A 19,739-nucleotide genomic window follows, 5' to 3' on the forward strand; every position below is an offset into this window, starting at 1 on the left:
TCCTATCGTTTGCCCGCGAAGGCCCGGTCCACTTTGCCGTACAGACCGAGCACGAGCCCCACGAAAGCCAGGACGATCATAAAATAAATCCAGGCGAGCGCGCTCGAGAGGCCGTAATTGGCCGTCGTGACCTGCGAGATGATCGGGTTCCCGGGGAACGTGAACAGGTCGACGACGGTAAACATCAGATTCAGGAACACGAACGGCACCAGTCCGGGCAGGGTGATTTTCCAGAACGTATTCCAGGGGTCGGCGCCGTCGATCCGTGCGGCCTCGTAGACCGAAGACGAGATCGTCTGCCGCCCTGCGAGGAAGATCAGGATCTGGACGCCGGAATACCAGAGCACGAGCACGAAGGAATTCAGCACATTGTGGATCGGCTGCGCCCAGGATGCGGGAACATAGCTCATCAGGTAGGCATCGATCCGAAGGGATTCCACGAAAGCCAGCGTCCCTTCTCCCTGCTTGATGAACTCCAGGATGATCTGGCCGGAGGAGAAGATCACCGGCAGGAAGAATACCACCCGGAAGAAGGTGCGTCCCCGGAAATTCTGGTTGAGCAGGATCGCGACCAGCAGGGAGAACACGAGAATGATGGGGATCATCAGGGCGGCCTCCCGCAGGAACGGGATCAGCGAATCGTACAGCAGCCCGCCGTCCGCGAACAGGATCTCGCGGTAATAGCCCCAGCCGTTCGGAATCGTTTCGATGCCGCCGACCGTCACCTTCACCCGGTGAAAGCTCATGTACAGGGAGAACGCCAGAGGGAACGCCACGAAGGCGAAGAAGCCGAGAATCCACGGCGTGATGAACAGCGTCCCTTCGAGTTTGCGGATCGTATGCGACTGCAGCAGCGGTCGTCGGATCATCCCGGCTCCCCTCCCTTCGTGACGATAAAGTCTCTTGGCGGCACCCGGACGGTGCCGTCCGCATAAGGCGCCTCATTGTAATTGACGATCACCGTATGGCCCCCTTCGTATACCGTCTCCTTGACGCCGGGAGCCAGCGTGCGATGCGTTGTAATGAACCGGTCCTGTACTCCGCCCAGCGCTTCGTTGATCCGCTTGTATTCTGCGGCCGCCTGCTCAATCCATACGCGGTAGTCGGTACTGAAGCGGTTCTGCGAGTACGCTCCCTTGAGCGCTTCGGAGGGCGAGCCCGTGAAGACATAGGCCGGATAAGCGCCGTATTCCACGCTGCGGAGGTAATCAGCCCGGTAATCCGTCCGCTGGTTGGCCCAATCCGCCGTGTAGGTGACGAGGCCGTGAAGCGCAATCTGGATGAACGGCACCGCCTCATCGACGAAAAGGTCGAAGGAATGGTGGTCGGTCAGCCGGTGGATATGCTTCACTTGTCCCAGCGCATAGGCATTCGCGTTCTCCGCCGCCACCGCGCCGAGTGACTCGCGCGTCCTGCTCAGGAGATCCTCCTGAATCCCCAGCGCGTCCCCCCGGGTCGCCGGATACCCGTCGTTGAAGTCGCTGCCGAGCACCTGGCCGATCCCGTTCACGAACAAGAGGCCGGAGGCGCCAAGCTCCCGGTATTCCGGCAGGTCCTCCTCCACGAGCTTCGCGTAGAACTTCGGCGACACCTGCGTGGTCCACTCGTTATTCTCCAGGTTCTCCCACTCCAGCACGGTCCCCGCCAGGTTGCGGCGGCCGTGGAAGACCGGCCAGAAGCCGTCTTTGCCGGTGTTGTTGATCGTATAATCCGCGGTCAGGAACACCGGCACATCCAGCGAACGGGCTTCGGTGATGAAACGCTTCATGCCCCCGTTACCCCCGAGCCGGGAATCCACAGGCAGCAGTCCGCCGGAGGAGCTGTATCCGCCTTCCTGCCAGCCCGTATAGTGGATGATGAGATTCTCCAGCCCTTTGCTCCGGAGGTCCCTCACGAGCTGCAGCGCTTCTTCGGTTGTCGTCCCCTTCAGGTATTTGTCCGACAGCAGTCCCTTCTTGCTGTCCGCCCCGATCACATCCGCATAGAACGGCACGCTGCCGTTCTTCGGAACGAGCTTCTTCAGCCCCTGCTCCTCGGCCAGATGCCTGCGGTACCTCGAAGCCATGTCCGGGTAATCGCTGTGTCCGGCCTCCAGCAGGTAATACCTCGCCGTGCGGGCGGGAGAGGTGAAGCGTTCCTTGCTGTAGGTGAAAAATCCCGTACTCCCCCGCCGGCTCGTGCCCTGGAAGAACTTGATCCGGTACTGCCACTCGGGCGTAATCCAGTTGGAGCTGCCCAGCGCGCCGGAGGGGGCGGCGAAGACCTTCGCATATTCCTCACCCGAGGTCAGCACGCCGACGAGGCCCTGCTGACCGGACTTCAGCCCGAATACCGGCAGGCGGACGGGATCTCTCGCCAGGTTTTCGGTGAAGAACGCATCGTCCGGGCCATAGACGTTCTCCCGGTAGACGGACTTGTCGCCCGCCAGGTTTGCCTTGAACCGGATCAGCGCGCCGGAGCCGTCAGGGATGAAGAGGTAGCCGTCCTGCCCGGCCGACTGTTCCGCTCCGAGCAGCGGGTACAGCTTCAGGTTCAGCAGGCTGAGCTTGCCCTCTTCGATCCCCTCATCCCGGATCGTTGTCTCGACATAGTCGGCACCAAGCTTCACTTCGACGGGAATGCGAAAGCCCATTCCCGCGAAGCGGAAGGCCGCCTGGAAGCCGTCCTTCGTCAGCTGGAAGCCTTCCAAGGCTCCCTTGTCCTCCATCCAGGAGATCAGCTTGGCCTGGGATTTGGAGTTCGCCGCATCGACGTATTCCACCATGATCGGGGACAGGAGGTTGTTCTTCCAGGTCCCCCCGATCGTCTCGGCCGGCCAGGTCTCGGGGTTCGGGTACGAGCGCCAGATCTGCCCGCTGCCCTTCTGCTCCACCTTGAAGTGGGCGGTGAGCGGGTCGACCCACAGCTTCAGTCCCTCGGACTCGGCGGCCGGCTGAAACCGGCCTTCCTCCGGCAGGCCGGGCTTCGGCGCGGGCGTGCTGCGGACGTCAGCGCCGGCGGCTGATGTCCCTCCCGCCTGCCCGTTACCATGGCCTGTCCCCGGCACTGCAGCCGGACCCGCTTCCGGCCGGAGACCGCAGCCGGACAGGCCGAGGGCCAGCCCCAGCCCGAGCAGCAGGACCGTCCGGCCCTTTGACGGCGGATTCACTCTAAGCAGGCTTCGCTGCAGAGCCGGCCTACGGATGAGCCGCTCCTTAAGCTTCTTGATCGTCACCGGACCGTCACCTCCTGGAATACGGAATAGAAGAAATCGTACAGCTCCTTCGTGAGCCCGAACGTAATGAAGAGCAGCACGCCGCAGACGGACATCGTGAAGACGGACAGGGAGACGTTCACGGACGTCTCGCCCACACTGTAATTCTGCATGCTCTGTACCTTCCAGAAGAGCAGCAGTCCGACCCAGACGAACAGGCCGAAGTAGAAGAACCGGTAGACCGCCCCCTCGTTCAGCGTCATGATCTGCGACAGGAGCGTGAGCGGCAGACCGATGAGCACGAACGGGAACAGAGCGTATGTGCTGCCGTAGACGACATCGCGGAACCGGCCTTCCCCGCGGTAGATCGCCGAGATGAGATAATTGGCCACGATCCAGCCGAGCCAGATCACGAAGAACTGCACGATGGCTGTCCCAAGGCCCAAGTCCAGAAGGACGTCCGGATTGTACAGGAACGAGATGCCCCCTTCCATGACGCAGTAGGATGCCAGGGCAAGCACGAAGAGGATGAAGGAGCTGAGGAAGCCCCCTTTGTTCTCATAACGTAAGGCGGCGAAGCCGTCGATCGGATGCTTCAGAATATAGAAGGCATGCTTCAGCTGTCCTGCGAGTCCGCTGCCGCCGGGGGTCCCGGTGCTTCGGGATCTGCGCCAGGAGGCATGCTTCGTCAGCCTGTTCAGCACATAGAGTGCCAGGCTGCCGAAGATCAGCACGTTCATCAGCAAGCCGAAGCGCTGCTGGAACCAGAGCAGCCGGTTCTGCCAGAAGGCATCCGAATAGCCCTGCCCCTGGCCGGCCGCTTTGAATAACGCTTGGGCGCGTTCGTAATCCCCCCTGCCGTAAGCGGCCTTCGCGAGACCCAGGATGGCGGGCGTGTAGAACGCGTTGAGCCGGTGAACCTCCGCCCAAGGAGTCTCGCTCTCGGCATAGCGGCCGTCCTGCGTCAGGCGGTTGGCCTGGTGGACGAGCCGGCCGAACTCCGACAGCTCGAACTTCTGCAGGAGATTGTTCTCCCCGTCGAGGATGTACAGATCATTCTTCGATGAGCTGGCAATCGCCGTCGGGGACTGAATCACACCGAGCTTCTCGGCCGATACCTCCGCATCCGCCCACCAGAAGAAGAGCAGACTGCCGCTGCCGTCATACTGGGAGACGACGCGCTTCTTGGTATCGATGGCCGTGATATTGCCGTCATGGTCCACCGTCAAGTCGTTCAGCTGGACCGGGGTGTCTTCCCCCCACTCCCGGAACGGAGTCTCGCCGAACGGAAGTGATATTTTCTCATCGGAGAACTCGGTTTTTTGGGCGAGCATATCCAGTCCCGCGATATTCAGCTTCTTGATCTGACCGGTTTCCACTTCCTTCGACACGGTATAGATCAAACCGTCGCCATCCATAGCGGCCGAAGCGATAGAGCCCGGCAGCTTGCTGATCTCGCGCTGATACATCTCCCGGGTGTAGACGAAGCGCTTGAAAGCATCGATCAGCGAGAACGGCGTCCTGTTCGACCCGAAGAAGCCTTGGAATCCCCCTTCGGGGTCGAGCTGCAGCAATCCCTGGTAGCCCCCGAGGGAGGTGATGTACAGGAACCCCCTCTTGTCGACGACAAGCTTCACGGGATCATATTTGAAGGAAGCCGGCAGGAACTTGGACTCGGGGCGCGGGAACTCACGGATCAGCTTCCCTTCGGCATCCAGCCGGATTACGCGCTTATTGCCCGTGTCCGCAACATAGATGTCCCCGTCCTTGTTGACGAAGAGTCCCTGCGGTCCCTTGAGCGGGCTCTCTTTGACCTCGATCATCCGCACGAACTTCCCGTCCGGGTCCAGCTGGACAATACGGTTATTGCCGGTATCGGCTATGTAGATCCGGTCCTTCGCGTCGATGAACACGTCCTGGGGTCCCTTCAGCGGGGAATGCACGAGCGCACCCGGCTTCTTGGGGTCCGGGATGAAGAGATCCCTACCCAGGGCCCCGCCCGGATTATAAGCGGATTGGGTCCAGATCAGCTGGCCGTAGGAGTCTTTATAATTGGTGTTGTATGGCGTATAGGCAGAGGTACGGCCGGGCTGCAGGAGCACAGCTGCCAGCAGTACGGCCAGCACCGTGAGCAGGATACGTCTAGCAGGATGCGGGCGCAATCTCGTCCCTCCTTTGGTCGGATACGTGTCTACTTGATGCCCGAATGGGCCATCGTGGCGATCACCTTGCCCTGCAGCAGCAGGAAGATGATCAGGCTCGGCACGAACAGAATGAGCGCCGCTGCCGCCGCCGCCCCTTGACGGGCGACAAGGTTCGCCTGGTTGCTCGTCAGCGTAGAGAGGAAGAACGGAAAATTCTTCATCTCATCATCCTGCATGAATAGGGACGAGGTTTCGATATTCCCCCACGAGCTCTGGAAGGTGAGGATGGCCACGGTGGCCACGGCCGGCATGCACACGGGAATGACAACCCGCAGGAACACGGTGAATTCGCCCGCACCGTCCATCCGTGCCGCTTCAAGCAGGTCGTTCGGGATCTGGTCTATGAACTGCTTCAGCAGGAAGACCCCGACCGGCATGGCGAGCAGCGGCAGAATATGGCCGAGATACGTGTTCATGATCCCGAGATAACTGACGACCAGATACCTCGGGATCTGCACCACCTCCGGAGCGAACATGAGCGTGAGCAGAATGGCGGCGAAGACCAGCTTGTGTCCGGGGAACTTGTGCTTCGAGATCGGGTAGGCGCAGAGCGCGCTGACCACCGTGACGAGCACCACGGATGCCCCAGTGATAATCACGCTGTTGAAGAGATAGCGCGAGATCGGCACCGTGGAATTCGCCGCCACCAGGAACAGCTCTGAGAAATTCTGCAGCGTGGCTTCGCGCACGAGCAGATTCGGCGGATAGACGAACAGTTCATGGTACGGTTTCAGGGCATGGTTGAAAATGTACACGATCGGCATCAGCATGAACACCGCAAGAACGGTCAGCAGGATCGTGAGCACCCACTGGAAGCCGTCCATCCGGTTCAGACGGCTGCGTCTGCGGCCAAGCCGGCCGATCGGGCCCAATGCTTTGGAGACGAACGAGGTCATGTCATTCCCCCTCCTTCGAGCCGAACAGACTCCAGCTTAGCTTGTTCGAGGCATACATGAGGATCAGGAGAAATACCGAGATCGCCGCGGCATAGCCCATCTCGAAGCGGATGAAGCCGTAATCGTCAATGTGGTTGATGATGAGATGGCCGGCATACTCGGGTGTCGGGTTGACGCCGGAGAGCTCGACCCCAATAGCTCCCGACTTGAAGGTGGCGACAATGGCCATGACGGCCCCGAACAGCATCTGCGGCTTCATCGACGGAATCGTAATATGCCAGATTTCCTGCAGCCGGCTGCGGATTCCGTCCAGCTTGCCCGCTTCGTAGAGCTCCTTGTTCACTCCCAGCAGACCGGCCAGCATGGCGAGGAAGCCCACGCCCATCGAGGACCACAGGGTGACGACGATCATCGAATTCATGAGATAGTCCTTATCGGTGACCCACAGTCTCGGCACATCGATGAGCCCGAGCTGCAGGAGCAGCGAGTTCAGGTAGCCGATCCGGTCCCCGCTCAGCATCGGCAGCCAGACGATGGACATCGCGATGCCGGCTGTCAGTGACGGGGTGTACATGGCCAGCGCATACCAGCGCCGGGACTTCTCCGGCAGCTGGGTAATCAGCCAGGCCAGGAGGAAGGCCGCAGCGTAGCCCCCGGGTCCCACGATCAGGGCGAAGACGAAGGTGTTCGGCAGCGCGTACTTCAGGAACAGCAGATCCTGCGAAAGCAGGTACTGGAAGTTCTGCCAGCCGATGAAGCGCGGAGCCTCGATGGCGTTGAAGTAGGTGAAGCTCAGCCCGATGGCGGCGATCACCGGAATTAGGATGAACGCGATAAAGCACAGCATAAACGGCGCAATGAACAAGTACGACAGGCGGTATTCCCAGATTCGGGCCAGCAGTCCTCTGGCCCTTACCCGGCGGGCCTGCTTCTTCAGCCCGACCTGGCCGGAAGGCGCCTTGACGGCCACGCTTCCCGCTTTATTCAGCATTTGGATCGACTCCTTCCCATGGCTGCTTGACGGCCGGCACATCCAGCGTGCGGACGACCCGGCCGCTGGTGTCGACGAACCCGAACTCCTGCTGCTTGCGCCGCAGCTCGCGGTCGATATCGAGCACGGCGGTCTCCAGGGAGGTCCGGTAGTTGAGGCCATCGACGACGGACCGCAGCCAGGCGTTATTGATCTCCCGTTCCAGGAAGTATCCTCCCGGCAGGTTCGGGATGTCCTTATACCAGCGCCACTGCTGCAGGATGACTTCCGCATCCTCCCGTTTCCACGGCAGCTTGGCGAACGCCTTGACATTCGAGGTATTCCAGCGGAAGGCGACGCCGTTCACCGCTTCTATATCATTGCCGTACCGCTCCTGCACTTCGTCGGACACCCACCATTTGAGGAACGCCCAGGCTTGGTCTTTCTTATTGGATTTCTCAAAAATCACCGAGGTCCGCTGCCCGCCTCCCGCCCACCGGACGATGGAGCCGTCAGCCTGCTTCACGCCCGGGATCTCCGCAATGCCCCACCGCCCGCCCAGCTCCGGCGCCGCGGCCGCCAGCTGGACGTACAGGTTGTAGTCGGATACGCCGATCGGCATCGTCCCCCGGCGGAAGTGCTGATAGAAGCTTGGCACTTCTTTCTCCAGCGCGTACGTGTTGAAGAGATCCGTCCACATCTTGAAGGCCCGGAAACCCTCCGGGGTATCGAGCGCCGTCTTCAGTCCATCCGGACGGTAGAGGTCAGTGCCGTTCTGATAGAAGAACGGGGTGAAATCCTTCGGATTCAAGTAGAAGTTCAGCGAGTGCTGCTGCAGCACCGGGAGCAGAGCGTATACTTCGTCCCAAGTCTGCGGGACCGGCAGGCCGAGTCCTTTCAGGATATCCTTGCGGTAGTACAGCACCTGGAACGACTGGGTCTCGGGCAGCGCATAGTAGCCGCCATTATAATGAAGCGGCAGCCAGGAGCCAGGCGAGAACTTCCGCTGGATCTCCTTGAAGTCCGGATAGCGCGAGAGGTCATGGACGCTGCCCCGGATCGCGTAATCCACCGGCAGATCCTGCGTCAGGCCGAGCGCCACGTCCGGCTGCACGCCGGCCGCATTCGACATCACGAGCAGCTGGGCGTTCGGCAGCAGGTTCACCTTCACCTTGATGCCGGTCTCCGGCGTGAAGAGCTCGTCGGAGAGCTGCTGAAGCTGGTCGACATAGTCCCTCCCCCGCTGCACCCAGACGTTCAGCACCCGGTCGTCCATGTTATTGAGCGAGTTGCGGGCGTCGAACGAGTAGACGAAATTCCTCGCCGTGCCTAAGGTCGAGCTCAGACAGGAAGCCTCCATATCCGGGAACTCCCGGTCCGCAGGCGCCAGGTACAGCTCATCGAGCTGCAGGGGCTGCTGCAGCAGCGTCTCCGTGAAGCCGCTGATCTTCTCCTTGATGGAAGAGAGCTCGTCGGTGTAATACGGGATGTCGTCGACCTTCTCCAGCAGCTCCCGGATGTCTTCCGCGGAGGTCCGGATGCCCTGGGAGAGGCTGTCCTTCCCCCCGTTGATCTCCTGCAGCGAGTCGGCCAGCGTGACCATCCGCTTCGCGGCTTCATGGAGCCGCGGCGTCAGGTCCGGCAGCTCCTGCTGCAGCTTCCAGGTCCGGTTGCGGTCCACGATGCCCCCGGTCAAGGACCGGAGATCGTCTTCCACAGTCCGGAGCAGCTCCGTGAGCTCCTCGATCCCGATCAGCACCGGCTTGAGCGGCGCGTGGGTGACCGCCATGGAGACGGTATGCTCCCCGGCCGTGAGATACAAGCCGTACGGCTCGCCCTCTTCGGGACCCAGGACCGTCCCTCTCCAATCGGAATCATAAGGGAACCGGAAGGCGGTCAGCTCCCGGAACGGGACCTGCCCGTCGATCCGGATCGTGCGGAAGGAGGACTTCTGCGCGAATTGGTTCTGCAGGGTCCGGAAAGCCAGCTTGTATCGTCCCGTCACCGGCACGTTCACCTTCCAGGTGATCTCCTGGTTATGATAGAGCCAGCGCCTGCCGCCTACCGTATTGTAGGTGATTCTCCCCTTCGACGCGGGAACCGTGCGGGCGTCGGTATCCGAGAACAGCTTGATCGAGGTGTCGTTCTTGTACAGCAGATCTTCCGCCTGAATCGTCTGGACGGCGGCGCTGTCGTTCGTAGGGCTCTTAGCAGCCGCAGCTTCGGCCGGATAGGCTGCAGCGGCTTCGGTGTAAGCCGGTACCGTGCGGGGAGCCTTCAGGATCAGCTTCTCCAGCGCCACCGGCTCGCTGCCGCTGATGCGCAGGACGTGCTCTCCCGCGGTGAAGCGCCACAGCAGGGGTCCGCCGTAAGCCCCGCCGCCGTCGCTCAGCGCCACCTGCTTCCAGTCGGACACCTCCACGGAACGCGGCCGCACTTCGTCTCCGTCGTCGTTTTTGCGGATCGGCCGCTCATCCCGCCAGTCGCGGTATAAGGTGATCGACGACGATTCCCTGTAAGGTCTCCCTCCGTCCAGGGTCACATCCCATAGGATCGCGCCGCCGATTCCCTTCGACGGCAGCGGACGGTAGGAGACGTGAACCTCATAGAGGCCGTCCGAGGGAGCGGTGAAGCGGTATTCGACCCAGTTCTCCCCCGTGCCTTTCCACTGAAGAGCACGGGCTTCGCCTTCCAGGGGTCCCGCGGCAAAAGCCGCACGGTCGGATTGCCCGGCAGGTGCGGCGGCATCAATGACGAGCTCGCCCGCTCCGGCCGGCACCTTCTCCTTCTGCCAAGCCTCCAGAACCTTGGCGTAATAAGGCTCCGTCTCGGCCGCGGCCGGCGTACCGGCCGTCTTCGCAGGCTCCTTGGCAGCTTGGGTGCCCGTGAGCGCTGTGGAGGTTCCGGCGTGTCCTGTTCCCGTTTCTGCGCCGGCCGTACCTGCCGCTCCCGCCCCCTCGGCTGCGCTGGCGGTACCGGGAGCGGCGGCAGGGCCTCCCCCCGGCAGACCCAGCAGTCCGGCAAGCACCAGAATGGCCGTCCGCCGGGTCAGGTCTCGATGGTTCATCTGCTCAAGCAACTATGTACACTTCCTTCCTGTCAGAGACGGAGCCTATTCGGTGAATCGGGTTCCGGTTTCCTTGTCGAAGAACAGCACCTTGGACATCTCCGGGGCAAGGCGCACCTTCTCGCCTTCCTCGTACCGGTAATGCGGATGGACCCGGACGACCAGCATCCGGTCCTGTCCGATATCGATGTGCAGAAAACGGTCGGCCCCCATGAGCTCGCTGAGGCGGTATTCTCCGGTGATGACCCCGTCGGAGTAGAGCCCTTCGAGCGCAATGTTCTCCGGCCGGATGCCCAGAGTTACGGCCCGGCCTACCTGCTTGTGGTCCCGCAGCACCTTCGCCGCCGATCCGGTAAGCTCGAGCCGGAACCGGGAGGTATGGAACTCGAGCCGGCCCGGCACCTCTTCCAGAATCCGCCCCTCGATGAAATTCATCTGCGGCGAGCCGATGAAAGATGCGACGAACGTGTTGGCCGGATACGAGTAGATCGCCTCCGGCGTATCCACCTGCTGGATGATGCCGTCCTTCATGACAACGATGCGGTCGCCCATCGTCATCGCCTCCACCTGGTCATGCGTCACATAGACGAAGGTGACGCCCAGGGTCTTGTGCAGCTTGATAATCTCGGTGCGCATCTGCACCCGGAGCTTCGCATCCAGGTTCGAGAGCGGCTCATCCATCAGGAACACCTGCGGACTGCGCACGATGGCGCGGCCGAGCGCGACCCGCTGCCGCTGCCCGCCGGACAGCTCCTTCGGTTTGCGCTGCAGGTACGCTTCGAGCTCCAGCGACCGGGCCGCTTTCTTGACGGCCAGATCGATCTCATGCTTCGGCAGCTTCCGCAGCCGGAGGCCGAACGCAATGTTCTCGTAGACGGTCAGGTTCGGGTAAAGCGCATAATTCTGGAACACCATCGCAATATCCCGGTCCTTCGGCGGCAGGTGGTTCACCAGCCGGTCCCCGATATAAATTTCCCCCTCCGAGATATCTTCGAGCCCTGCGATCATCCGCAGGGTGGTCGACTTCCCGCAGCCCGAAGGCCCGACGAAGACGAGAAATTCCTTGTCCTGAATATCCAGGTGAAAATCCTTTACGACCGCCTGCTTGTCTTTACCATACCGCTTGTACAGATGATTGATCTGAATCCGTGCCATCTCCACCGCCCCTTGTTCCTTTTATACAGCACCCTCCGCTTTCCCCGGGATCACAGCAAAAAACACCGGAGAATCAGCAAAAGCCGCTCTCCGGTGTTCCGGTAGAAGTATTATATTAACCAGATTGGAATAGTATGATATAGAATATAGCACCCCGTCCACGTACTGTCAAAGCTTTTTGACAGCTTATTTTCCCCGTACCAAACAGAGACCGCCTCCTTGGCGGTCCCTTAGGTGCAGGATGCTGCTGCTATAGTTGAACGGAAGGTGGCGGGAATCCCACATACCGGAGCTTCGATTCACCCTCCCACGAGGGTATTGCTCGGCCTATCTAATGCGACGGCCAGGATAATCGCGGAACAACTCAATGCGACGGTAAACCATGAGATTCCGCCAAAGTTGTTTTTCTCACCAAGCACCTCCCCATCCGCCTAAGTAAGGACGATGCGCTGCGTTCAATGGCTGCGGTGCTGCGCAGCAGCTGCCGTTCTTGGCGGCATACCGACGGTATGAATCCCACTCCTCCTATCCGGCGGTCAAAGCTTCTTCAACTCATCGACGATGTCCTGAGGCTCGGTTCGCTTCATGAACTCCGGGTTGACGCCGGCATAGCGGATGATCCCTTCCTGATCGATCAGATAGGTGGCCGGAACCGGAAGCACCCAGCGGCTCGTGCCATTATACTCGATGAGATTGAGCCGGAACGTATGCTCGAAGGTCATCTGCAGATACTCGGGCAGCTCAAACAACAGCCTGTAGCTGTCCGCCGCGCGGCCATCCGGGTCGCTCAGCACGTGGAAGGTCAGCTGCTCTTTCTCCTTCTGGGACAGCGAATGATCGGGGCGCTGCGGGGAGACGGCGATGATCTGTCCGCCGTGCTTCCGGATGTCCGGCAGAAGCTGCTGGTAGCCCCTGAGCTGAATATTGCAGTACGGACACCAGCTGCCCCGGTAGAAGAGCAGGATGACCGGCCCTTCGGCCAGCTTCTCGTACAGCGTGACCCGTTCGCCAAGCGCATTGTCCAGTGCAAAATCCGGCGCTTTGTCCCCAGGCTTCAGACCAAACTCGATACCGGACTGCTGCTGTTCTTTCACGTGTCGAAACACGTTCTCCTGCGCCTCCGCGGGGACGTTGGCGAGAAAGCGCGCCTTGGCTTCCTCCAATTGCTCTCTAAGCGGCATGGAAGTACACTCCTTTTTGGAATAAAATGATTACAAAAGATACCGATCGGTATCTTTATTGTAGCAGGCTTCCAGCAAATGACAAGAGCACGGAGTATATATTTGTTATAATGATTTCACCGGAATATCGTTCGCGCGGAGGTCATAAGGCTTATGAAAAAAGGAGAAAAAACACGGGAACACATTATCAGCAAGTCGGCTGAGCTTTTTAACGTTCAGGGCTTCGCCGGCTCATCCCTGAACGATATTATCGCCGCGACGGGGATCCAGAAGGGCGGCATCTACCGCCACTTCGGCAGCAAAGACGAAATCGCCCTGGAAGCCTATAATTATGCGGCGGACTCCGTCGGCAGGAAATTTGCCGAAGCGCTTGCGGCAGAGACGTCTGCGGCGGGCCGTCTGCTCGCTTTTTTCCATGTCTATGGGGATGTGGTGAACAACCCGCCGTTCATCGGAGGCTGTCCCCTCCAGAACACGGCCGTCGAGAGTGACGACACTCATCCGATTCTGCGACAGAGGGCCCGGGAGGGGCTGCACCATACGCTGGAACGAATGAAAGATATCATCAGGGAAGGGATTCAGATGGGCGAATTCAAGGAACATCTGGACGTGGACGCCCTGGCTTCCTTTGCCTTCTCGCTGCTCGAAGGCGGCATTATGCTCAGCAAGCTGGAAGGAAGCAACCGGCATATGGAGATGAATACGGCCAGCTTCTCGTCTTATCTGGAGCAGGTCTGTTCCAAAGCACCTTGAGCGGCCCTCCTCCTCTTCCCCGCTCGGGCGCCGCATACAAAAATGCAGCCAGGCTCCTCCCGCTTACGGGAGTGTGCCGGCTGCATTTTTTATGGACGTTCCAGGCTGCCCCCTACCGATGGGATACTCGTGCCTTCGCCTTGGGGACAAACAGGCTGTCTGTGGACCTGCGCTGATAGTAGTACCAGTTCAGCGCGATCGATACCACGTAGAAGCCGATGAAGATATAGAAGGCCGAGACCGGGCTGCCTGTATTCGCCGTGGACCATCCAAAGAGCTTCGGAATGAAGAAGGAACCGTACGCCGCGAAGGCTGCCGTGAAGCCCAGAACCGGAGCGGCTTCCTTCACCGGGAAGATGCCGGGAATCATCTGGAATGTGGAGCCCGAGCCCGTCCCTGCGGCGAGGAAGAGAATCAGGAAGGCCGTCAGGAAGCCGCCGAATTCATGTCTGCCCATGAAGTAGATGACCATCGCTGCGCCAATCGTCATCACTACGAGTACCAGGGCGGTCACTCGGGCGCCCCCGAATTTGTCGGAGATCCAGCCGCCGAACGGACGGGCCGCCGCCGCTACGAATGCGCCGAGGAATGCAAGCGATACGTACTGCGGGAACTGGCTTTTCAGAAGCAGCGGGAAAGCGGCGGAGTACCCGATGAACGAACCGAACGTGGCCACATACAGCCAGGTCATGATCCAGGTGTGCTTGCGTTTGACGATAACGAACTGCTCGGCGACGGACTGCTTGGTACCCGGCAGATTATCCATTCCGAACCAGGCCGCTGCCGTCATGATGGCGATTGGCAGCACCCAGATGAACGCTGCGTTCTGGAGCCACACCTGGCCGCCGTTCTTCAGCAGCTGGCCGTCGCCGGCCAGGGCGGCGAAGGTGCCTGTCGTGATAATCAGAGGCGTTACGAATTGGACTACGGATACGCCCATATTGCCAAGACCGCCGTTAATGCCGAGCGCCGTACCTTTCTCCTTCTTCGGGAAGAAGAAGCTGATATTGGCGAGCGACGAGGAGAAGCTGCCTCCGCCAAGTCCGCACAGTGCGGCGAGCAGGAACATCACGGAGTAAGGCGTATCCGGGTTCTGTACGGCGAATCCGATGCCCACAGCCGGGATGGCCAGCACCGCGGTCGAGACGACCGTCCAATTCCGCCCTCCGAACTTGCCGACGGCAAAGGTATACACGAACCGCAGGGTCGCACCGACCAGCCCGGGGATCGCCGCGAGCGTGAAGAGCTGGTCCGGCGTGAAGTTAAACCCGATGTCGTTGAGGCGGACGGCGACTACGGACCAAATCTGCCAGACGATAAAAGCCAACATCAGGGAAGGAACCGAAATCCATAGATTGCGCTTGGCATGGCGCCGTCCTTCCTTTTCCCAAAACGCCGGATCCTCCGGCTGCCACTGCTGAATTCTCGCCATAACTCTCATTTCCCCTCGTTTTATTATTCTGAAGCGCTTCTGTTCTTATCTGTCTCTATCTTACTTGCCGAGGGGGCCGCGGAGATGTAAAGTGAGTCACAGATTTCTTGACAAAACAAAAAAGAGGGCGTCCGTTCACGGACCCCTCTTGGCGCAGCGTATAGACTATGCCCTCTTGTTTGACCGGGAGCGAGCCCCGGAGAGAGATACATTCCAAGGATTGCAACAATCCTTGGAACAAAGCGGCTCCCGCCGCTGGTCTACGGCCGGGAAGAGAGATGAGGCCGCGCTCTCTCTACGGCCGCACGCAGTCTGGTGCCGCTCCTGATCCGCGCTGCGGTCAGTGCGGCGACGCAGGCGGCCGTCAGCACGTACATCCAGCGGACCGCCGGCGCCTGCGTATCGGTCCCCTGAAAGAATCCGTGGATCCAAGCCATGACAAAGACCGGGTAAGAGAGCAGGTGAAGCCAGAGCCAGACCTTCTTCGGAAGGCTGCTCCGCAGATCCGTACTCGCTACGATGATAAGCATGCCGTAGGCCGACAGCGTTCCGAGCCCCGTCAGCCAAGGGGCATGGGTTGAAGCGAAGCGGATCAGCACCTCTGCCTAATCAAAGGGCATATAGGTGTCAATCACGGTATAGAAGCCGTGCAGCAGTCCGAGACCGAGCCCCAGATTGGTCATGCCGTTATGGAAGAAAAACGCCAGGCGGGGTTCTTTAAGATCTCTGCGTGCCAGTCTATACGTTTGTGCGCGGGAAGGAATGTGCAGGGGCGTCAATGTTGTTGAAGTCTTTGGGCGCCACAACGTTCGTTTTTTAAAAATAGCGGAGGCGAGGTATCTTATTGAGGCATTTCCCGCAACAATAGCGGAACTCAGATACCTTATCAGGGGGAACACGGGTCCGAAAACCGCGCCATCCCTACAGTAGCGCATCGGCGTTCCTTTATTTCCGGAGGGTACCATCGAAGCGTGGGAATAACGCGCCGTGCTTCCGCTATGTTCATAGACCGCTGGGGAGCTAGCAGAATCGTGCCCCGAAACTCTATAAAATCTATAAGGTGAACAAAAAAAATACCGCCCGGTGAGCGGTATTCTGCAATACAATTGTCATCCTTCTGCTGATTTCGCGAGCACGCTTGGAGAGCAGCGCTGCATCAAGCCCGAGGCCTTGTGTCCTGCTTGGGCCTGGTTTCCGTCTCAGCGATGGAGGTTACTTTGGCGGGGTTCACTTCGATGGTAGACGACACGGCCGAGGGTGTCACTTCCATCGAAGTTACTTCCATCGAAGTTACTTCCATCGAAGTTACTTCCATCGGAGTCACTTCCAATGAAGTCACTTCTTTCGCCCCCTCCTTGAGCTCGCGCAGGGTTCTGCCGAAGGCTCTGCCCAGCTCGGGGAGCTTGTTCGGGCCGAACAGCAGCAGGATGAGAATCAGGAGCAGCACCAGATGTCCGGGGGATAGCAGGTTCCCCATCAGGCGAGCACCCCGCCCTTTTGCCGGTAGGTCAGGATGCCTTCCGCCGCGCGGTACGCCAGTGCGCCCACCGTTCCCGTAGGATTGTAACCCGAATTCTGCGGGAAGGAGCTCGCCCCCACGACGAACAGATTGTCAACATCCCACATCTGCGAGTAAGTATTCACAGCAGACGTTTCCGGAGATGCACCCATGATCACCCCCCCCGTGTTGTGGGTGGATTGGTAGGTGGAAATATCGTACGGGCCCAGCTCCTTCATCGGATCGATATGGTCCGCCCCCATTTCCTTCAGGATGTCCGCGCATCTCGAGGCCATGAACTTGGCCAGCTCCCGGTCCTGGTCTTCAAAGTCGAAGGTGATCCGGATGAGCGGATCGCCAAACGCATCCTTGTAGGTGGGATCCAGGTCGAGATAATGGTGCCGGAACGACATGGAGGAGCCTTCCCCGCCTACCGTCAGTGCACGGTTCGCATACTTGACGGAGGCCGATTTGAACTCCTTGCCCCAGGAAGGCGTGCCGGATGGCACGGGGTTATTGAGGATCGGCCGGTATCCGGTTTGTCCAAGAATAATCATGCCGCCGTGAATGAAGTTGAGGTTGGAATGATCGAAGTTGTCTCCGTTGTAATCATCGAGAATCATCCCCAGCGCTCCGGCACCGGCGAAATTGTTGAATTCCTTCTGCTCGAAAAAGCCGACCGCGTTCCCCTTGCGCACCTGGTATGCATAATTTTTGCCGATGACCCCGGTGTTCGAAGCCGGATCATAGGGCCGTCCAAGCTGGGAGAGCAGAAGAAGACGCGTATTGTTGAATACATAGCCGCACAGAACCACAATGTCCGCAGGCTGCTCGATCTCCTCGCCCGTCGTCAAATCCGTATACATCACGCCCGTTGCCTTGTTCCCGGTATGCAGAATTCGCCGGACATTCGAGTGGGTGCGAATTTCAAACTTGCCTGTTTTCTTGGCGACCGGAATCACAGTAACCACGGGATCAGCCTTGGAGCCGTACTCGCATCCGAATCTCTCGCAGAAGCCGCAGTATTGACAGGCCGCCCGGGTGATGCCGTCCGGGTTGGTGTAATTATCGGACAGGTTGGCGGAGGGCTGCACGTAGGGGTGCAGATTCATTCGCTTGGCCGCCTCCGTGAACAGCTCCATCGCCTTCGTTTTTTTCATCGGCGGGGTTGGATACGGGCTGGACCGTTTGCCGGCCAGCGGGTTCTCCTCACCGGAGATGCCGGCCATCTTCTCAAACTTGTCGTAATAGGGCTCGATCTGGTCGTAGGTAATTCCCCAGTCCTGAATTGTCATTTCGGCTGGAATCTTGTCCTTGCCATAGCGTTCGACCGTCTTGCTGCGGATCTCAAAATCGTAGGGCAGGAAACGGAAATTCTGCCCGTTCCAGTGAACGCCTGAGCCGCCGAGTCCGTCCCCGATCAGAAAGGATCCGTACTGCCGCATCGGCAGGGCGCGAAGGTTCTCGTTGCTGCGGAACGTGATCGTCTCTTTCGATAGATCCTGCATCATTTCATAACGCACGGCATAGCGCAGCTCGTCATGCACCATGAAGTAGTCCTCTGTCTTGCGTTCCTTCCCTCTCTCCAATCCGACGACGTTCAACCCGGCCTTCGTAAGCTCCGAGGCGATAATCCCGCCGGCCCAGCCGACCCCAATAATGACCACATCTGTCTTCGGAAGCGTCTTTGCCATATACATCCCTCTCTTCGGTTAGTGAGTCATATGCTCCTGCAAGCTCTGTGGCGGAATTTTGGTGAAGTCCTTGTCGATGACGGTGGCATAGCTCATCTGAGCGCCTGGGAAATTTCTCATCTGCCAGCCCTTCATATCGGTGTTCCCGCCGTACAGCGGATCGCTGTAAGCCCCCTCTAGGGTATTGCTTCGCAGCGCTTTGAAGAAGCCGCTGGCGGAGATGGTCGTGAGCTTCGCTTCGTCGGTTTCGAAGGCCTTGAGCACCTTGTCCTTCTGCTCGTCGGTCAGCTGCACAAAGCCTGTCTGGAACTGCGCCTGACTGTAATTCTCCAGCTCCCGCAGACCGATCTCGTACATTTCGCGTCGTTTCAGCCGCCCTTGGTAGCCCTGGACCTTCTCGCCCGCATAGAACGGCGGGGACATGTAGTCCCTGGCATTGAAGCCGTATTCCCCGGCAAGCTGGTGGTCGATAAAAAACGCCACGCCGAGCTCCTTAGCTCCCGGCCCGCTCTCATCGGCAGGAAAAATCCGTTCCACCGCAGCTTCCGTGATGGCATACTGCTCCGGGGTGAAGAACATCAGCGCGCGGTTGAAGTTCTTAGGCTCGGCAGCGGCCGCCGGAGGGACAACCGTTTGGGCCGGCGTTTTTTTCATGAAGGTGCCGATCGCGCCTCCGAGCACCGCCCCTCCGAGCACAAATCCGGTATTCTTGATAAAATTACGCCGCGACAGCTTATCGGGAGCTCCCTGGCCATCCTTCTGCTTCATCTGATCTTCCTGTTCCACTTGATCCCACCTCACCATTTCATCGCGATTTTTCATAGTATTTTTCCAAGAAGAGGATATTATACAAAACGGAGGAAAGGTTACCATAAGAAAAATCCCCACACAATCGGAGGGTGTTCCCATGAAAAAAATGCTCCTGCTTGCAGTGCCTGCGGTTTGCAGTCTATGTGTTCTGGCGGCCTGTCAGCAAAATACAAATCAAAGCGCCTCCCAGGCGAAACAGGCCGGGACCGCGAAACCGCTGCAGACCCAAACGCCCACCGTCATAAAGGATCATACCCAAGGCACGCATCTTCAAGATGCGGGGGTTGTCCCGAGCGTGAACAGCCACAAGCTGCGCACGACCAACGAGCATGGCGGAACGTCGTATGGGCTCGGCAGTTCGGTGTACAGCATGATCGGAAGCTCAGGGCTGCACAGCGAAGGCTTCTCCTCCCACCTGGAATCCAGACTCAGCGGCGCCGGGGTCGAAGGAGTGAAGGTATTCGTCTTCGACGATACGGTGATCCTGGCGACCGACCGGCAGAGCGCGGGTTCTTCTATGGACAGCCTGCAGCAAAAAGTGCTCAGCCCCCATGGCGGTCAGTCCGGCAGAGGGACAGAGCCGGGGACCAGCGGCGCCGTCAGTCCATCAAACGTCCCTTCTATGCCAAGTGACAATCTCGGGCAGGCCGAGCAGCGGGTCCGCGAGTTCATCGGGGGGAACGTGAAGGTCCTGAAGGTAACGGGCGCCGATGCGGTGCAAACCATCGAGCGGATGAGAAGCAAGGCGGGCTCTTCGGCCGCTTCGGCGGAAGAGCTAGCGGATGATCTGCGCAAGCTGCTGCGTGCGGCGAAATCTTGATGAAACAAAAAAGCAATCCCCTCTGGTAATCCGAGAGGGGATTGCTTTTGTTTTTTGAACATACGG

At 59.5% G+C, this 19,739-nt stretch carries 15 protein-coding genes and 1 pseudogene; 2 read left to right on the forward strand and 14 right to left on the reverse strand.

Annotated elements, in window-relative coordinates:
• Positions 1 to 2: 2 nt before the first annotated feature.
• The 8 genes from ACP26L_RS19360 to ACP26L_RS19395 all read right to left on the reverse strand — a co-directional run bounded on the left by ACP26L_RS19360 (position 3) and on the right by ACP26L_RS19395 (position 12,666).
• The gene (locus tag ACP26L_RS19360) at positions 3 to 869 is read right to left on the reverse strand and encodes a carbohydrate ABC transporter permease (protein ID WP_426445534.1); all 867 of its coding nucleotides are present in this window, start codon (positions 867 to 869) and stop codon (positions 3 to 5) included.
• On the reverse strand, positions 866 to 3,214 hold the full coding sequence (locus tag ACP26L_RS19365) for a DUF5696 domain-containing protein (RefSeq protein WP_426445536.1): 2,349 nt from the start codon (positions 3,212 to 3,214) through the stop codon (positions 866 to 868). Before ACP26L_RS19365 ends, ACP26L_RS19360 begins: the two co-directional genes overlap by 4 nt.
• Positions 3,211 to 5,355, reverse strand: a complete 2,145-nt coding sequence (locus ACP26L_RS19370) for a YIP1 family protein (protein WP_426445537.1) — start codon at positions 5,353 to 5,355, stop codon at positions 3,211 to 3,213. The genes ACP26L_RS19365 and ACP26L_RS19370 overlap by 4 nt, the downstream gene beginning before the upstream one ends.
• A gap of 29 nt (positions 5,356 to 5,384) precedes the next feature.
• Positions 5,385 to 6,293 (reverse strand): carbohydrate ABC transporter permease, encoded by a 909-nt coding sequence (locus ACP26L_RS19375; RefSeq protein ID WP_426445538.1) that lies wholly within the window; start codon positions 6,291 to 6,293, stop codon positions 5,385 to 5,387.
• A gap of 1 nt (position 6,294) precedes the next feature.
• The gene (locus tag ACP26L_RS19380) at positions 6,295 to 7,284 is read right to left on the reverse strand and encodes a carbohydrate ABC transporter permease (protein ID WP_426445539.1); all 990 of its coding nucleotides are present in this window, start codon (positions 7,282 to 7,284) and stop codon (positions 6,295 to 6,297) included.
• A complete protein-coding gene (locus tag ACP26L_RS19385; protein ID WP_426445541.1) occupies positions 7,274 to 10,330 on the reverse strand; it encodes an extracellular solute-binding protein in 3,057 nt (1,018 codons plus the stop codon). The genes ACP26L_RS19380 and ACP26L_RS19385 overlap by 11 nt, the downstream gene beginning before the upstream one ends.
• 45 nt (positions 10,331 to 10,375) lie before the next feature.
• On the reverse strand, positions 10,376 to 11,485 hold the full coding sequence (locus tag ACP26L_RS19390; protein WP_426445543.1) for an ABC transporter ATP-binding protein: 1,110 nt from the start codon (positions 11,483 to 11,485) through the stop codon (positions 10,376 to 10,378).
• Between the two features lie 536 nt (positions 11,486 to 12,021).
• Positions 12,022 to 12,666 carry a peroxiredoxin-like family protein gene (locus ACP26L_RS19395; protein WP_426445545.1) on the reverse strand — a complete coding sequence of 215 codons (645 nt, stop codon included), beginning with the start codon at positions 12,664 to 12,666 and terminating at the stop codon, positions 12,022 to 12,024.
• A 153-nt stretch (positions 12,667 to 12,819) separates the two neighbouring features.
• On the opposite strand from ACP26L_RS19395, the gene ACP26L_RS19400 reads away from it, so the two are divergent.
• Complete coding sequence (locus ACP26L_RS19400; RefSeq protein WP_426445547.1) at positions 12,820 to 13,419, forward strand: TetR/AcrR family transcriptional regulator; 600 nt, start codon at positions 12,820 to 12,822, stop codon at positions 13,417 to 13,419.
• Between the two features lie 112 nt (positions 13,420 to 13,531).
• Here ACP26L_RS19400 and ACP26L_RS19405 read toward each other — a convergent pair whose 3' ends face one another.
• From ACP26L_RS19405 to ACP26L_RS19430, 6 genes and pseudogenes are all read right to left on the reverse strand, one after another.
• Complete coding sequence (locus ACP26L_RS19405) at positions 13,532 to 14,851, reverse strand: NarK family nitrate/nitrite MFS transporter (RefSeq protein ID WP_426445549.1); 1,320 nt, start codon at positions 14,849 to 14,851, stop codon at positions 13,532 to 13,534.
• A 260-nt stretch (positions 14,852 to 15,111) separates the two neighbouring features.
• Positions 15,112 to 15,450 (reverse strand): hypothetical protein, encoded by a 339-nt coding sequence (locus ACP26L_RS19410; RefSeq protein ID WP_426445551.1) that lies wholly within the window; start codon positions 15,448 to 15,450, stop codon positions 15,112 to 15,114.
• A gap of 600 nt (positions 15,451 to 16,050) precedes the next feature.
• A complete protein-coding gene (locus ACP26L_RS19415; RefSeq protein ID WP_426455008.1) occupies positions 16,051 to 16,182 on the reverse strand; it encodes a hypothetical protein in 132 nt (43 codons plus the stop codon).
• A 10-nt stretch (positions 16,183 to 16,192) separates the two neighbouring features.
• Positions 16,193 to 16,328: pseudogene (gene tatA, locus ACP26L_RS19420) on the reverse strand (twin-arginine translocase TatA/TatE family subunit); the annotation flags it as partial.
• On the reverse strand, positions 16,328 to 18,043 hold the full coding sequence (locus ACP26L_RS19425; RefSeq protein ID WP_426445553.1) for a GMC family oxidoreductase: 1,716 nt from the start codon (positions 18,041 to 18,043) through the stop codon (positions 16,328 to 16,330). The gene ACP26L_RS19425 and the pseudogene tatA, both read right to left, overlap by 1 nt.
• A gap of 18 nt (positions 18,044 to 18,061) precedes the next feature.
• Positions 18,062 to 18,811, reverse strand: coding sequence for a gluconate 2-dehydrogenase subunit 3 family protein (locus tag ACP26L_RS19430; protein WP_426455010.1), 750 nt, complete (start codon positions 18,809 to 18,811; stop codon positions 18,062 to 18,064).
• A 139-nt stretch (positions 18,812 to 18,950) separates the two neighbouring features.
• Between ACP26L_RS19430 and ACP26L_RS19435 the strand changes: the two genes are divergently transcribed.
• Positions 18,951 to 19,673, forward strand: a complete 723-nt coding sequence (locus tag ACP26L_RS19435) for a hypothetical protein (RefSeq protein ID WP_426445555.1) — start codon at positions 18,951 to 18,953, stop codon at positions 19,671 to 19,673.
• The last annotated feature ends 66 nt before the right edge of the window (positions 19,674 to 19,739 follow it).

The organism is Paenibacillus sp. S-38 (assembly GCF_049942825.1).
Taxonomy (GTDB): domain Bacteria; phylum Bacillota; class Bacilli; order Paenibacillales; family NBRC-103111; genus Paenibacillus_G.

Excerpts from the sequence above, each read along its gene's own strand:
- ACP26L_RS19400 (WP_426445547.1), top strand. The coding sequence starts at position 12,820 with ATGAAAAAAGGAGAAAAAACACGGGAACACATTATCAGCAAGTCGGCT.
- ACP26L_RS19380 (WP_426445539.1), bottom strand. The coding sequence starts at position 7,284 with ATGCTGAATAAAGCGGGAAGCGTGGCCGTCAAGGCGCCTTCCGGCCAG.
- ACP26L_RS19430 (WP_426455010.1), bottom strand. The coding sequence starts at position 18,811 with ATGAAGCAGAAGGATGGCCAGGGAGCTCCCGATAAGCTGTCGCGGCGT.
- ACP26L_RS19395 (WP_426445545.1), bottom strand. The coding sequence starts at position 12,666 with ATGCCGCTTAGAGAGCAATTGGAGGAAGCCAAGGCGCGCTTTCTCGCC.
- ACP26L_RS19360 (WP_426445534.1), bottom strand. The coding sequence starts at position 869 with ATGATCCGACGACCGCTGCTGCAGTCGCATACGATCCGCAAACTCGAA.
- ACP26L_RS19425 (WP_426445553.1), bottom strand. The coding sequence starts at position 18,043 with ATGGCAAAGACGCTTCCGAAGACAGATGTGGTCATTATTGGGGTCGGC.
- ACP26L_RS19435 (WP_426445555.1), top strand. The coding sequence starts at position 18,951 with ATGAAAAAAATGCTCCTGCTTGCAGTGCCTGCGGTTTGCAGTCTATGT.
- ACP26L_RS19390 (WP_426445543.1), bottom strand. The coding sequence starts at position 11,485 with ATGGCACGGATTCAGATCAATCATCTGTACAAGCGGTATGGTAAAGAC.
- ACP26L_RS19375 (WP_426445538.1), bottom strand. The coding sequence starts at position 6,293 with ATGACCTCGTTCGTCTCCAAAGCATTGGGCCCGATCGGCCGGCTTGGC.
- ACP26L_RS19385 (WP_426445541.1), bottom strand. The coding sequence starts at position 10,330 with ATGAACCATCGAGACCTGACCCGGCGGACGGCCATTCTGGTGCTTGCC.
- ACP26L_RS19405 (WP_426445549.1), bottom strand. The coding sequence starts at position 14,851 with ATGGCGAGAATTCAGCAGTGGCAGCCGGAGGATCCGGCGTTTTGGGAA.